This window comes from Streptomyces fractus (assembly GCF_049844455.1).
GTDB classification, from domain to species: domain Bacteria; phylum Actinomycetota; class Actinomycetes; order Streptomycetales; family Streptomycetaceae; genus Streptomyces; species Streptomyces fractus.
Map to the genome: position 1 here is coordinate 5776057 of NZ_JBMYHI010000002.1, position 13773 is coordinate 5789829.

Here is a 13773-nt window from a genome sequence, read left to right on the forward strand (position 1 = left end):
GGGGGCGAGGCGACGGCTTCGCCCCCGCGCGCGGTGAGACCCCGTGGGGGCGACGGCTCAGCTCTTGACCGCGCCGGCGGTGATACCGCCCACGATGTGCTTGCCCAGGACGGCGAAGACGAGCAGCAGCGGCACGGTGGAGATCAGCGCGCCGGTCAGCACGACCGACGTCTCCACTGTGTGGTTTCCCGCGCCGAGGTTCGCCAGGGAGACCTGGAGCGTCGGCGTACCCGTGTCGGTGAGGACGATGAACGGCCAGAAGAAGTCGTTCCACGCCTGCACGAAGGTGAGCATCGCGAGCACGGCCATCGCGGGCCGCGCCACTGGGAAGACCACGTGCCAGATGACCCGCAGGCTGTTCGCGCCGTCGACCCGGGCCGCCTCGACGAGCTCGATCGGCAGCGCCTCCACGAGGAACTGCCGCATGAAGAACACGCCGAACGCCGCGACCAGCGACGGCATGATGACCGCCTGCAGGGTGTCCGTCCACTTCAGGTCCGTGATGATCTGGTACAGCGGGATCACGGTGAGCTGCGGCGGCACCGTCATGGTGGCGACGACGAGGGCGAGCAGCGCGTTGCGTCCCCTGAAGCGGAGCTTGGCGAAGGCGAAGCCGGCGAGGGTCGCGAAGACGACCGTGCTGGCACTGATCACACTCGCCACGACGGTGGTGTTGACCAGGGCCACGCCCATGTGGACCTGGTTCCACGCGACGTTCAGGTTCTCCAGCAGGTGCGATCCGGGCAGCAGCGGCGCCGGTGCCTGCTGCACGCGCTGGCTGTCGTGCGAGGCCGCCACCACGTTCCAGTACAGCGGGAACAGCGAGACGAGCGCCGCCACGATCAGCAGCACGTAGGTGAGCGGTCCCGCCTTGCGCTGGTCGCCCGCGCCGGGCGCGAAGCGACGCCGCGCCGCGGGGGGCGCCGGGAGTTGGACGGTCATGGGTCAGCCTCCCAGCTTCTTGCGATTACGGCGGGCCACGAGTGCCTGGACGCCGCCGACCAGCAGCAGGATCAGCAGCATCACCCAGGCGATGGCGGAGGCCCGGCCCAGGGAGTTGTTGGTCCAGCCGGTCTGGTACATGAGCAGCGAGAGCGTCTGGTACTGGCCGCCGCTGCCGCCGCCGATGCCGACGCTTCCGCCGTACAGCATCGGCTCACCGAACAGCTGGGTGGCGCCGATGGTGGAGACGACGATGGTGAACAGGATCGTCGGCCGGATCGAGGGGACGGTCACGCTGATGAACTGCCGCCAGCGGGAGGCCCCGTCGAGTGCGGCCGCCTCGTAGAGGTCGTTCGGCACGGCCTGCATCGCGGCGAGGTAGATCAGCGCGTTGTAGCCGGTCCAGCGCCAGGTCACGATCGTCGAAATGGCTATCTGGGAGGGCCACTTGGCCGACTCCCACTGGATCGGGCCGATCCCGACGGCGTCGAACAGAGAGTTGATCATGCCGTAGTCGGTGTTGAACAGCTGGGCGAAGACCAGCGTCGCCGCGGCGATCGAGGTGGCGTACGGGGTGAGGACCGCGACGCGCAGGAAACCGCGGCCGCGCATATGGGAGTTGAGCAGATGCGCGAGCCCCAGAGCCATCAGCAACTGCGGGACGGTCGAGATCACACCGATGGTGAACGTGTTGGACAGCGCCCGCCAGAAGAACTCGCTGTCCATGAGGCGGGTGTAGTTCTCCAGGCCGACCCATTGGGCCTGGTCCTCCGCGCCGAGCTGGACGCTGTGCAGCGAGAGCCAGCCCGTGTAGATCAGCGGGAAAAGGCCGAAGGCCGCGAAGCAGAGGAAGAAGGGGGCGATGAACGCGTACGGGGACCCTTTGAGATCCCAACGGTAGAACCTGCTGCGCCAGTTCGACGGTGCGGGCTGCCGGGCCGGTGCGGCGGAGGGTGGGGCGGACGGCGGGCTGCCGCCGGCGTCCGCCTTGACGGAGGTGGCCACGCGGGCTTTCCTTCCGGTTTCGAGGTGCCTGAGATGCGCTGGGCTTGGCCTGGCGCGGTCCCCGCATCCGGTGGACGGGTGCGGGGACCGCGCTCATCGGCCGTCCGTCACTGGTCGATCTTGTCGTCGACCAGCTTCTTGACGTTGTCCCACGCCTTCTGGGGGGCGGTGCCCCGCTGCTCGACGTCGAGGATGCCGTTGTCGGTGAGGAAGGTCTTCACCTGGCCGTCGTTGGCACCGATCGGCGCCGGCTTCACCCCTGCGGCGATCTTCGAGTAGATCTGCCCGATCGGGGCGTCACCGTAGTAGCCGATCTTCGCGTTCTTCACGGTGTCCGAGGCGAGACCGTCCTTGCTGGACGGGATGTTGCCGATCGCCGTGAAGACCTTCTCCTGCTGGGCCGCGCTGGTCAGCCAGGCCGCCAGCTCGGTGGCCTCCTTGACGTGCTTGCCGGAGGCCGGAACGCCGAGGAAGGAACCGCCCCAGTTGCCGTTCTGCGGGGGCAGGGCGACATCCCACTTGCCCTTGTTGCCGGCGCCCGCCTGGCTCTGGATCTGGCCGAGCATCCAGCTCGGGCAGGCGACGGTCGCGAACTTGGAGTTCTTGAAGCCGGCGGCCCAGGTGCCCTTCTCGTCGAACTGCCGCAGCTTCGCGGTGTAACCGTCCTGGGCGGCCTTGACCGCCAGGTCCCAGGCGGTCTTCACGCCGGGGCTGCTGTCGTAGATCAGCTTGCCGCTGTCGTCGGAGTACTGCTTGGCCTGGCTGGAGAGGACCGCGTTGAACAGGCCGCTCGCGGAGTCGGTGAAGACGGTGCTGCCCGGCGCCTTCTTCTTGTAGTCGGCCGCGACGTCGAGGAACTTCGACCAGTCGCCCTGCCACAGCTTCGCGACCTTCTCGCGGTCCGTGGGCAGGCCGGCCTTCTTGAAGAGGTCCTTGTTGTAACAGACGGCCATCGGGCCGATGTCGGTACCGAAGCCGATCACCTTGCCGTCGGACGTCGTGGCCTGCTTCGTCTTGAAGTCGACGAAGTCGGAGGCGTGCCCGCCGCTCGCCTTGGACAGGTCCTCCCACTTGTTCGCCATGGTGGGGCCGGTGGCCTCGGCTATGTAGCCGACCTCGATGGCCTGGATGTCGGCGAGGCCGCTGTTGCGGGACATGCGCAACTTGAGGGTGTCCCAGTACTTCTGACCGTCGGTGACGTGATCCTCGACGATCTTGATGTTCGGGTGTGACTTCTCGTAAGCGGCGTAGAGCTTGGCGCTGTCCTTGCCGTTGTCGAAGCCGAACACACCGAAGGTGCCGACGTGCAGGGTGATCTTGCCGCCCGAGCTCGTGTCCGAGCCCGAGTCGGTGTCGTCGCTCGCGCTGCATCCTGATGCCAGGAGCGCGGCGGCGGCGAGGCCGACGGCCGAGGCCAGAGCGGTGCGGCGGGCTGGGCCGCGCGAGGTACCCGAAGTGCGCATTGCGTCCTCCAATGACTCAACTGCTGTGAGGGTGCCGACCCCGGCCAACTGCGGTGATGGGCCCGCGGTTCTGGTGCTGCGGCTCGCTCGGGGAACGTGCGGGATGTGTATGCGTGGGGTACTGTGGGAGCGCTCCCACAAGTGATGAGTTGAAGACTCGTACCTCGCAGCGAGGGTGTCAAGGTCGTGTGCAGGGTGACATGTCTTCAGTTATCAGCCTGTTATGGGGTGTTGGCTCAGGCCGAGGGGCGGCCGGGTCGCGACGGCGAGCGTTCTGGTCCGGACGCCGGGTGTGGGTGCCGTCCGAAGATCAGACTGTTAGATTCCTGGCCGGGTCAGGCGTAACGGGAGGCGGACCATGGCAGCTCACGGCACACGGCACCGTAGTGGTGGGCGGCCCACCCTGGAGGAGGTCGCGGCCCGCGCGGGCGTCGGGCGGGGCACCGTCTCCCGGGTCATCAACGGATCACCCCGGGTGAGCGAGGCGACCCGCACGGCGGTCGAGGCGGCGGTCGCCGAGCTCGGCTACGTACCGAACACGGCGGCGCGCGCCCTCGCCGCCAACCGCACGGACGCCATCGCCCTCGTCGTGCCCGAGCCGGAGACCCGCTTCTTCACCGAGCCGTACTTCTCCGACGTGCTGCGCGGCGTGGGCGCCGAACTCGCCGACACCGAGATGCAGTTGATCCTGACCTTCGCGGGCAACGACCGCGAGCGGCAGCGCCTCGCCCAGTACCTCGGGGCCCACCGGGTCGACGGGGTACTCCTGGTCTCCGTGCACGCCGACGACCCGCTGCCCGACCTGCTCGGCCAGCTGGAGATCCCCGCGGTGGTCAGCGGCCGGCGCTCCGCCACCGAGCCGCTGCCCTCGGTCGACTCCGACAACTACGCGGGCGCCCGATCGGCCGTGGAGCACCTGCTGTCGCGGGGCCGCCGCACCATCGCCACGATCGCGGGCCGCCTCGACGTCTACGGTGCGCAGCGCCGCGTCGACGGCTACCGGGATTCCCTGGCGGGCGCGGGCCAGGAGGTCGACGAGCGGCTGATCGTCGAGGGGAACTTCAGCGAGGAGGGCGGCCGGACCGCGATGGCCGAGCTGCTGGCGGCGCGGCCGGACCTGGACGCGGTCTTCGCCGCCTCCGATGTGATGGCGGCGGGCGCGCGGCAGGTGCTGCGGGAGGCGGGGCGGCGGATCCCGGACGACGTGGCCCTGGTCGGGTTCGACGACTCGGCGATCGCCCGCCACATGGACCCGCCGCTGACCAGCGTGCGCCAGCCGATGGAGGAGATGGGGCGCGCGATGACGGATCTGCTGCTCACCGAGATAGCCGACCGGCGCCCCGCGGTCTCGCGGTCCCTGGACTGCCCGCAGCTGATGCTGCCCACGGAGCTGGTGGTGCGGGAGTCGTCCTGACGGGCGCCACCGCTCCAGGCGCGGCGGATACGCCGAGGGCCCCGGTTCTCTCGAACCGGGGCCCTCGGATCCTTCAGGGTGAGTGACGGGACTTGAACCCGCGGCCACCTGGACCACAACCAGGTGCTCTACCAACTGAGCTACACCCACCATGTCCGGTCGTTTGTCTTTCTTCCGACCGGCCGAGAAAAAGTGTACAGGGTCCGAAGGGGTGCTCGCGCACACCTTTTCCCGAGGGGGCCCGGACCCCGTACACAGGGGTTTACAAGCGGTTACTCGGCCGGCAGGACGTACTTCGCCGCGATCGACTTCGCGGTGTCCGAGTCGGGCCCGGGCTGCGGGACGAAGACCGCCTCGCGGTAGTAGCGCAGCTCGGCGATGGACTCGCGGATGTCGGCGAGCGCCCGGTGGTTGCCGTTCTTGTCCGGACTGTTGAAGTACGCCCTCGGGTACCAGCGCCTGGCGAGCTCCTTGACCGAGGACACATCGACGATCCGGTAGTGGAGGTAGTCCTCCAGCGTCGGCATGTCACGCAGCAGGAATCCGCGGTCGGTGCCGACCGAGTTCCCGCAGAGCGGGGCCTTGCCCGCGTCCTTGACGTGCTCACGTACGTAAGCCAGGACCTGCTCCTCGGCGTCCGCGAGGGTCGTACCTCCCGCCAGCTCGTCGAGGAGACCCGAGGCGGTGTGCATCGTGCGCACCACCTCGGGCATCGTCTCCAGGGCCTCGTCCGGCGGGCGGATCACGATGTCCACACCGTCGCCGAGTACGTTCAGCTCAGAGTCGGTGACCAGTGCGGCCACCTCGATGAGCGCGTCGTTCGCCAGCGAGAGTCCGGTCATCTCGCAGTCGATCCACACCATGCGATCGTTCATGCGCCCAACCCTACGGGTCCGACCTTCCCACTGGCAGACGACGGGCGTCAGCTCCTGTTCCCGGTGCCGCCTACGAAGCCGTGCGCGGGCCCGGCAGACCCGGGTGGCCCGTCGGCATCGAGGCCGCGTGCGGGCCGAGCGCGGTCGCGGCCGCCGTGCGCCGGGACTGCGCGGGGACCGGCGCCCCCTCCGCGCCCGGCACCCCGGCGAGCTCGACCGACCTGTCGGGCTTGTCGGGTTTTCCGTGGTTCCCCTGGCCCTCGCCCGGCTGCGGCCTGCGCGCCCGGTACGCCGCCCGGTACGCGGCCGGGGACGAGCCCAGCTGGCGCCGGAAGTGCCCGCGCAGCGCGACGGGGGAGCGGAAGCCGCAGCGGCCCGCCACCTCGTCGACCGAGTAGTCGGACGTCTCCAGGAGCCGCTGGGCCTGCAGCACCCGCTGCGTGATCAGCCACTGGAGCGGGGCGGACCCCGTCAGCGACCGGAAGCGGCGGTCGAAGGTGCGGCGGCTCATATAGGCGCGGGCGGCCAGGGTCTCCACGTCGAACTGCTCGTGGAGGTGCTCAAGGGCCCAGGCGACGACCTCGGCCAGTGGGTCCGCGCCGATCTCCTCGGGTAAAGACCTGTCGAGGTAGCGCTCCTGGCCGCCGCTGCGGCGCGGCGGGACCACCAGGCGGCGGGCGAGCGCTCCGGCCGCCTCGTTGCCGTGGTCGGTGCGCACGATGTGCAGGCACAGATCTATACCGGCCGCCGTGCCGGCGCTCGTCAGTACGTCGCCGTCGTCCACGAAGAGCTCGCGCGGGTCCACGTGGACCGACGGGTAGCGCTTGGCGAGCGTCGGCGCGTACATCCAGTGCGTGGTCGCCGGACGGCCGTCCAGCAGGCCGGCGGCGGCGAGCACGAAGGCTCCCGTGCACAGGCCGACGATGCGCGCGCCCTCCTCGTGGGCGCGGCGCAGCGCGTCCAGCGCCTCCTCCGGTGGCGGAGAAGTGATGGACCGCCAGGCGGGCACGACCACCGTGCCCGCTCGCGATATCGCCTCGAGGCCGTGCGGCGCGGTGAGTTCGAGTCCCCCCGTGGTCCTCAGAGGTCCCTCTTCGCCGGAGCACACGAGCAATCGATAGCGCGGAACTCCCGCGTCCTGTCGGTCGATGCCGAACACGGAGAGTGGAATGGAACTCTCGAAGATGGGTCCGCCGCTGAACAGCAGCACCGCGACGATCTCTCGTCGGCGGCGCCCCGACAGCTTGCGAGCCGCGGCCTCCGGCGCGGTGGTGGCGTCGTGGCTCATGCTGCTAAGCCCCCCTCGGTGATCCCGGCTCCCTCAATATTTTGACGGGTTGTTCGCTCCTGCACGTTTCCCCTCGGTGATGCACGAAGTCCCCCGCCGCCTTCAGATCAGACAGTCATGATCGAATCTACTGCGTCCCATGGTGCCGTCGTGACCAGTTAAGAACCTGACAGATTGTCGACAAGGCAACTTGGCGTGAAGCATTCGATCACGAAGCGTCGCACTCAGGGGCGTTGCTGGGAAGTGGGCCTCAACTCCGTGGCCGGTCCCCGTAGGGCGGAAGCGCTTTTCGTCTCCGTTTCCGCCCTGGTGGCAAGGGGGTTGGAGAAGGCGAAACGCAAGGGAGGGCCCGCTGGCCCAAGTTGGCTGAAAATTATCGGAGAGCCGCGTTGAAACCGGTCAGCCAACCGGCGTATGCCACCCGGACCGACACTCCTCGCGAGGGGCGTCGGACCCTGCCTCGTCGCACCGACCACGATGCGCCCGGCATTGTTCACTGTGCAACTGTGCAGCCCCGCGTTCCGACTGTCGAAGGAGCACCCGGCACGCCGCGGTGATCGCGGCGAGCCCCAGGGCGGCGCCCGCTGCGCCCGCCGCGGAGGAGCCGTACCAGACGAGGACGGGCGGCGTCAGGACGCAGCTGAACGCGGCCCAGCGCGCGGGCAGGCGTGCGTCCTGGTGGGCCGCGGCACTGGGCCGCCGGCCGATGGTCGGTCCGGGCACTGAGCGCTCCCTGTGTCTTTCGGTACGCGAGTTCAACGCCGCCGACCGGACCGGGTCACTTCGCGGAAGGGCGGCAGACGCCCAGTTGAGTGCGCAATCCGCCTGTACGGGGCAGCAACCATTGCCATACGGTCGGCCCTCGTGCATGCTCCCCTGAACGCGGCGGAGCGAGACCATCGACGAACGAAGGCGTAGCTCTCGGCCCGGAATCAGAGTCTGGGCAGAGGAGGAGTGTCGCCGTACCCTTGGGGGTATGGGGTTGGGAAGATGATTCCCGGACACAGCTCCGCCGATCAGTTGTCGTCCCCTCTTTTGAGGCCCACGAGGTACACGCCGAGACACTCATGGCCGGTCACGAAATCCCCGAACCCGCGGACCGCAAGCGGCAGGTCGCCGATCCCAAGGCGACGCCCCGAGCGGCGGAAGAGACACGTCAAGCCTGTGATCCCGCGTTCAAGCACGGTGTCGTCGTCGGATTCGACGGCTCGACATCGAGCGAGCGGGCACTCGCGTACGCGATCGGCATGGCCCACCGTTCGGGCTCCGGGCTGATCATCGTCCATGTGGCCAACCGGCTGCCCACCACGGTGTGGGCGGGCTGTGAGCCGCCCGTGTTCGTGGATGTGCCGGATCACCGGACCGAGGTCCTGGGGCTCGAACTCGCCTGTGCGGAGTATCTGGCCGAGGTGCCCTGGATCCTCGTCGAGCGCGGTGGCGACATCTGCCACGAGCTGGAGGAGGTCGGGCACGAGTACTCGGCCGACGCCATCGTCGTGGGCTCGACCCACGGGCTCGTCGGGCGGCTCTTCGGCTCGGTCGCGGGGCGGCTCGCGCGGCGTGCGCAGCGGCCCGTCATCGTCATCCCGTAAGTCGCCGTGCGGCGACGGAGGTTGACGGTACGTCGGATTTTCGACGCTGGATAAATCTACTGACGCGTAGAGGTGCTTTGTGCCCTTGTGAAGGGTACATACGGGTCGCTGGAACAAGGTGGCGGGCTGATGGCCGGCGGTGACGGTTGCCGGTCGGCGGCCGCGGGCCGGGGCAATGGGCGGCCCCGGCCTTTCCTGGAACGGGTCCCGTGCGCATGGTGGCGCGCACGGGACCCGTTTGTCGCGCCGGGGTGGCGCCTATTCGACCGTCACGGACTTCGCCAGGTTGCGGGGCTTGTCGATGTCGCGGCCAAGCGCCAAGGCCGTGTGGTAGGCGAGGAGTTGGAGCGGGATGCCCATCAGGATCGGGTCCAGCTCGTCCTCGTTCTTCGGGACGACGATGGTGCGGTCGGCCTTCTCCTGCTCCTGGTGGGCGACCGCCAGGATGCGGCCGGAGCGGGCCTTGATCTCCTCCATCGCGGCGCGGTTCTTCTCCAGCAGGTCGTCGTCCGGGACGATCGCGACCGTGGGGAGCGCCGGCTCGATGAGGGCGAGCGGGCCGTGCTTCAGCTCGGAGGCGGGGTAGGCCTCGGCGTGGATGTACGAGACCTCCTTGAGCTTCAACGACGCCTCGCGGGCCACCGGGTAGCCCCGGACGCGGCCGATGAACATCATCGAGCGGGCGTCCGCGTACTCCTCGGCGATCTTCTTGATCTCCGCTTCCTGGTCGAGGATGGCGGTGATCTGGGCGGGGAGCTTGCGCAGGCCCTCGATGATGCGCTTGCCGTCGGCGACCGAGAGGTCGCGGATGCGGCCGAGGTGCAGGGCGAGCAGGGCGAAGGCGACCGTGGTGTTGGTGAAGCACTTGGTCGAGACGACGCAGACCTCCGGGCCCGCGTGGACGTAGACGCCCGCGTCCGACTCGCGGGCGATGGCCGAGCCGACGACGTTCACGACGCCGAAGACGCGGGCGCCCTTGCGCTTCAGCTCCTGGACCGCCGCGAGGACGTCGTAGGTCTCGCCGGACTGGGAGACCGCGATGTAGAGGGTGTCGGGGTCCACGACCGCGTTGCGGTAGCGGAACTCGGAGGCCGGCTCGGCGTCCGCGGGGATGCGGGCCAGCTCCTCGATCATCTGGGCGCCGATCAGGCCCGCGTGGTACGAGGTGCCGCAGCCGAGGATCTTCACGCGGCGGACCGTGCGGGCCTCGCGGGCGTCCAGGTTGAGGCCGCCGAGGTGCACCGTGGAGAACCGGTCGTCGATCCGGCCGCGCAGCACGCGGTCCACGGCGTCGGCCTGCTCGGAGATCTCCTTGTGCATGTACGTGTCGTGGTCGCCCATGTCGAAGGAGGCGGCCTCGAGGTCCACGGTGGTCGGCTCGTTGGCGGTGCGGGTGCCGGCCGTGGTGTACGTACGGAAGTCGTCGGCCTTGAGCGTGGCCATCTCGCCGTCGTCGAGCGTGACGATCTGGCGGGTGTGGGTGATCAGCGCGGCGATGTCGGAGGCGACGAACATCTCCTTGTCGCCGATGCCGAGGACGACGGGCGAGCCGTTGCGCGCGACCACGATGCGGTCCGGGAAGTCGGCGTGCAGGACCGCGATGCCGTACGTGCCCTCGACCAGGTGCAGCGCCTCGCGGACCTTGTCCTCGAGCTCGGGCAGCTGGGAGCGGGCGATGAGGTGGGTGAGGACCTCGGTGTCCGTCTCGGAGCGGAACTCGATGCCCTCGGCGGTCAGCTTCGCGCGCAGCTCGGAGGCGTTGTCGATGATGCCGTTGTGGACCACCGCGACCTTGTCGTCGCCCGACATGTGCGGGTGCGCGTTCTCGTCGGAAGGGGCGCCGTGGGTGGCCCAGCGGGTGTGGGCGATGCCGGTGGTGCCCTTGAAGCGGGCCGGGACCTTCGCCTCCAGGTCGCGCACCCGGCCCTTGGCCTTGACCATCTTCAGGCCGGTGGCCTTGGGGCTGGTGATGACGACGCCCGCGGAGTCGTATCCGCGGTACTCCAGGCGCTGAAGTCCTTCGAGAAGGAGCGGCGCGACGTCACGCTTGCCGATGTAACCGACGATTCCGCACATAAGTAGAGCAATTCCCCTCAGCCGTAGACGATGCGGCGCAGCTGGCGGAGGGAGAGCTCCGGCGGCGACACCGCCCGGTAACGCAGATCCGCCAGGATCCGCTCGAAGATCTCCGCGTTCACCAGGCCCTGACCCTGGAGTTCGCGGTGCCGGCGGCGGACGTAGTCCTCCGTCGGCTCGTCGAAGTAGGCGAGCACGTCCTGGATCACCCGCAGCGCCTCGCCCCGAGTCAGGGCGGTGCTGCGCGTCAGGTGGTCGATCAGGTCCTCGTGCACGAGCCGATCCTCGGGGTTCCGGGTCGGTTTCGCAAGAATTCTGCCCGATATCGGGCAGAGGATTCGCTCGGGTGGTCGTGGGTTGCGGTCGCGGGGCGCTGCCCCGGGCCCCGCGCCTCAATCGCCGGCGGGGCTTATTTGTGACCGCGTTCATCTGGTGTACGCCTGGTGGATGGATGCCTCAAGCATCTTTCCGGGCATGGACATTCCACGTATGGGCGTACCCGCCGAGCTCGCCGACCGGTCCCTCGCCGAGCAGCACGAGTATCTGCGCAGTCGGTTCTCGCGGCGCACGGTGATGCGCGGCGGGGCCGTCACGATCGGCGCGGTCGCGGGTGGGGTCTTCGTGCCGGGCGCCGCCCGGGCCACGACCACCACGGCCCCGGCGGCCGCCACCGAGGCCGTCGACGGCGCGCTGGTCGCGCCCTTCGGCCGGCACCTCTCGTACGGCGACGACGCGCGCACCGAGATGACCGTGTCCTGGCAGGTGCCGGTCGCGGTGAAGGACCCGTTCATCCGGGTGGGGGCGAGTGCGGGCGAGCTGTCCCGCAAGGTCCCGGCCGAGCTGCGGGCGCTCTACACCCCGGCGGGCGTCGGCACCAGCGCCGACCACACCCAGTACTACGTGCACGCCAAGCTGACCCACCTGAAGCCCGGCAGGACGTACTACTACGGGGTCGGTCACCGGGGCTTCGACCCGGCGTCGCCGAAGTTCGCGGGAACGATCGGCACGTTCACGACCGCTCCCGCCCGGTCGGAGCGGTTCACCTTCACCGCCTTCGGCGACCAGGGCGTCAGCTACCACGCGCTCGCCAACGACAGCCTGATCCTCGCGCAGGGCCCGGCCTTCCACCTGCACGCGGGCGACATCGCGTACGCGGATCCCTCCGGGCAGGGCAAGACGTCCGACACGTTCGACGCGCGCACCTGGGACCAGTTCCTCGCGCAGACCGAGACCGTCGCCAAGTCCGTGCCGTGGATGGTGTCGTACGGAAATCACGACATGGAGGCGTGGTACTCGCCCAACGGGTACGGGAGCCAGGAGGCCCGGTTCGCGCCGCCGAGGAACGGGCCGGACCCGAAGGAGCTGCCGGGCGCCTACTCGTTCGTGCACGGGAACACGGCCGTCATCTCGCTCGACGCGAACGACGTCTCGTACGAGATTCCCGCGAACCTCGGGGTCAGCGGCGGCACGCAGACCACCTGGTTCGAGCGGCAGTTGAAGAAGTTCCGGGCGCCCGGGTCCGGGATCGACTTCGTCGTGGTGTTCTTCCACCACTGCGCGTACTGCACCGCCACGGCGCACGCCTCGGAGGGGGGCGTGCGCAAGGAGTGGGTGCCGCTGTTCGAGAAGTACACCGTCGACCTCGTGATCAACGGGCACAACCACGTGTACGAGCGCACGGACGTGTTGAAGGGCGACAAGGTCACCAAGGAGCTGCCCATCGGGGGCACGGCCTACCCGGAGACGGACGGGGTCGTGTACGTCACGGCCGGTGCGGCGGGCAAGGGGCTGTACGAGTTCCCGGTCGCCGACACGTACGAGGGGAACGAGAAGGACGTCGACCCGTTCGCCTCGTACGTGACGCAGGACGGGGGCGGCAAGAAGGCGGTCACCGTCGACTGGTCGCGGGTGCGGTACACCAACTACTCGTTCCTGCGGGTGGACGTGGAGCCCGCGCCGGTGGGGCGTACCGCCAAGTTGACGGTGCGGGGTCTCGCCGAGACGGGGGCCGAGGTCGATCGGTTCGTGGTCGCTCGGAAGGTGCGGGCGTAGGGGGTGCGGTCGCGGGGCTCTGCCCCGGGCCCCGCGCCTCAATCGCCGGCGGGGCTTGATTTGGGGCTCTGCCCCAAGCCCCGCTCCTCAATCGCCGGAGGGGCTGGAAAGGTCAGGGGCTTGAGAGGCGCTTCAGTACTGCCGCCTTCGCCACGGTGAATTCTTCCTCCGTCAGGACGCCCTGGTGGTGGAGGTCGCCCAGTTCGCGGAGGCGGCGCAGGAGTGCGTCGTGGTCGTCCTCCGCCGGGGGCTGCGGGGGAGGCGGGGACTCCTCGAGGGCGGGGGCCGGGGCCGAGCGGGGGAGGCGGGCCTGGACCGCCGCCGCCACGAGGGCCATCAGCGGGTCCTTCTTGAAGCCCCACAGTTCGATGGAGTTGGGGTCGTACTTCGGCGGCGCCTTCGTCGGCGCCGAGCGGACCGTGAAGCGGAGGCAGCCGTTCTCCAGGCCGACCGCCGGCTGCCACTCGACCGCGGTGATGTCGGCGAGTGCGAGCACCCGCGTGCCCGCGGAGGACTTCGCGTCCTCCGTCTTCCAGTTCCACTCCAGGCGCACGTGCTCCCCGTCGAAGCTCGCCGTGCCGTCCCCGGCGGAGACGGACAGCGGCACGGCGGGGCCCGGCAGGAGGTACGTGTCGCAGGCCGACGTGGGCACCTCGTCGAGCAGCAGCGCGTTCCGCACCTCGTCGACGAAGTACTCCGCGACGCCGTAGCGGTCCGATTCGACGGTGAGCTGGTACGGATCCGTGGCGTCGGACAGTTTGCCGCCGGTCGCCTGGAGCAGGGGGTCGGCGCCGTCGCGCAGCCGCAGGCGCAGCCGGCCCGTCTTCCTGCCCTGCTCGAAGGACGCGCCCGCGAGCGCCGTCAGCGGCACGGTCAGCTCGCCCAGCGCCTTGCGGAGCGGGCTCACGCCCTTGTCCCGCCCCGGTACGAGCCGCAGCGTGTCCCCGAGGTACGTCCAGGTGCCGTCGCGCTGGATGATTTCCGCCATGCCGTCATTCTCGTACGGGAAAGGGGCCCGGGAGGACCGTCTCCCGAGCCCCTGGTCCGTGAGACCGGCCAAGCTCCC

The 13773-nt window shown here is 69.5% G+C and carries 11 protein-coding genes and 1 tRNA gene; 3 read left to right on the plus strand and 9 right to left on the minus strand.

The genetic code is table 11. The annotated features are described in order from the left end of the window. Window positions 1–57: 57 nt before the first annotated feature. The 3 genes from ACP4E5_RS28170 to ACP4E5_RS28180 all read right to left on the minus strand — a co-directional run bounded on the left by ACP4E5_RS28170 (window position 58) and on the right by ACP4E5_RS28180 (window position 3410). Window positions 58–942 (minus strand): carbohydrate ABC transporter permease, encoded by an 885-nt coding sequence (locus ACP4E5_RS28170; RefSeq protein ID WP_425833399.1) that lies wholly within the window; start codon window positions 940–942, stop codon window positions 58–60. A gap of 3 nt (window positions 943–945) precedes the next feature. Further along, window positions 946–1947 carry a carbohydrate ABC transporter permease gene (locus ACP4E5_RS28175; RefSeq protein ID WP_425833401.1) on the minus strand — a complete coding sequence of 334 codons (1002 nt, stop codon included), beginning with the start codon at window positions 1945–1947 and terminating at the stop codon, window positions 946–948. Between the two features lie 107 nt (window positions 1948–2054). Beyond that, on the minus strand, window positions 2055–3410 hold the full coding sequence (locus ACP4E5_RS28180) for an ABC transporter substrate-binding protein (RefSeq protein WP_425833403.1): 1356 nt from the start codon (window positions 3408–3410) through the stop codon (window positions 2055–2057). Window positions 3411–3768: 358 nt separating this feature from the next. Here ACP4E5_RS28180 and ACP4E5_RS28185 point away from each other — a divergent pair, with 358 nt between their 5' ends. Further along, complete coding sequence (locus tag ACP4E5_RS28185; RefSeq protein ID WP_425833405.1) at window positions 3769–4824, plus strand: LacI family DNA-binding transcriptional regulator; 1056 nt, start codon at window positions 3769–3771, stop codon at window positions 4822–4824. Between the two features lie 77 nt (window positions 4825–4901). Here ACP4E5_RS28185 and ACP4E5_RS28190 read toward each other — a convergent pair. The 3 genes from ACP4E5_RS28190 to ACP4E5_RS28200 form a co-directional block, all read right to left on the minus strand. Continuing rightward, a tRNA-His gene (locus ACP4E5_RS28190) sits at window positions 4902–4974 on the minus strand. Between the two features lie 122 nt (window positions 4975–5096). Then, a complete protein-coding gene (gene orn, locus ACP4E5_RS28195) occupies window positions 5097–5699 on the minus strand; it encodes an oligoribonuclease (protein ID WP_425833407.1) in 603 nt (200 codons plus the stop codon). Window positions 5700–5769: 70 nt separating this feature from the next. Further along, a complete protein-coding gene (locus tag ACP4E5_RS28200; protein WP_425833409.1) occupies window positions 5770–6987 on the minus strand; it encodes a GlxA family transcriptional regulator in 1218 nt (405 codons plus the stop codon). A 1067-nt stretch (window positions 6988–8054) separates the two neighbouring features. Between ACP4E5_RS28200 and ACP4E5_RS28205 the strand changes: the two genes are divergently transcribed. Next, window positions 8055–8579 (plus strand): universal stress protein, encoded by a 525-nt coding sequence (locus ACP4E5_RS28205; RefSeq protein WP_425833411.1) that lies wholly within the window; start codon window positions 8055–8057, stop codon window positions 8577–8579. Between the two features lie 258 nt (window positions 8580–8837). Here the strand turns inward: ACP4E5_RS28205 and glmS are convergent, their stop codons facing one another. Together glmS and ACP4E5_RS28215 are read right to left on the minus strand one after the other, a co-directional pair. Beyond that, entirely contained in the window at window positions 8838–10655 is a 1818-nt protein-coding gene (gene glmS, locus ACP4E5_RS28210) for a glutamine--fructose-6-phosphate transaminase (isomerizing) (protein WP_425833413.1), read from the minus strand. 17 nt (window positions 10656–10672) lie between these two features. Continuing rightward, complete coding sequence (locus ACP4E5_RS28215) at window positions 10673–10930, minus strand: hypothetical protein (RefSeq protein ID WP_422407476.1); 258 nt, start codon at window positions 10928–10930, stop codon at window positions 10673–10675. A 214-nt stretch (window positions 10931–11144) separates the two neighbouring features. Between ACP4E5_RS28215 and ACP4E5_RS28220 the strand changes: the two genes are divergently transcribed. Beyond that, window positions 11145–12707, plus strand: coding sequence for a purple acid phosphatase family protein (locus ACP4E5_RS28220; protein WP_425841714.1), 1563 nt, complete (start codon window positions 11145–11147; stop codon window positions 12705–12707). A 112-nt stretch (window positions 12708–12819) separates the two neighbouring features. Here ACP4E5_RS28220 and ACP4E5_RS28225 read toward each other — a convergent pair whose 3' ends face one another. Next, on the minus strand, window positions 12820–13695 hold the full coding sequence (locus ACP4E5_RS28225; protein WP_425833415.1) for a DUF4429 domain-containing protein: 876 nt from the start codon (window positions 13693–13695) through the stop codon (window positions 12820–12822). Window positions 13696–13773: the final 78 nt, after the last annotated feature.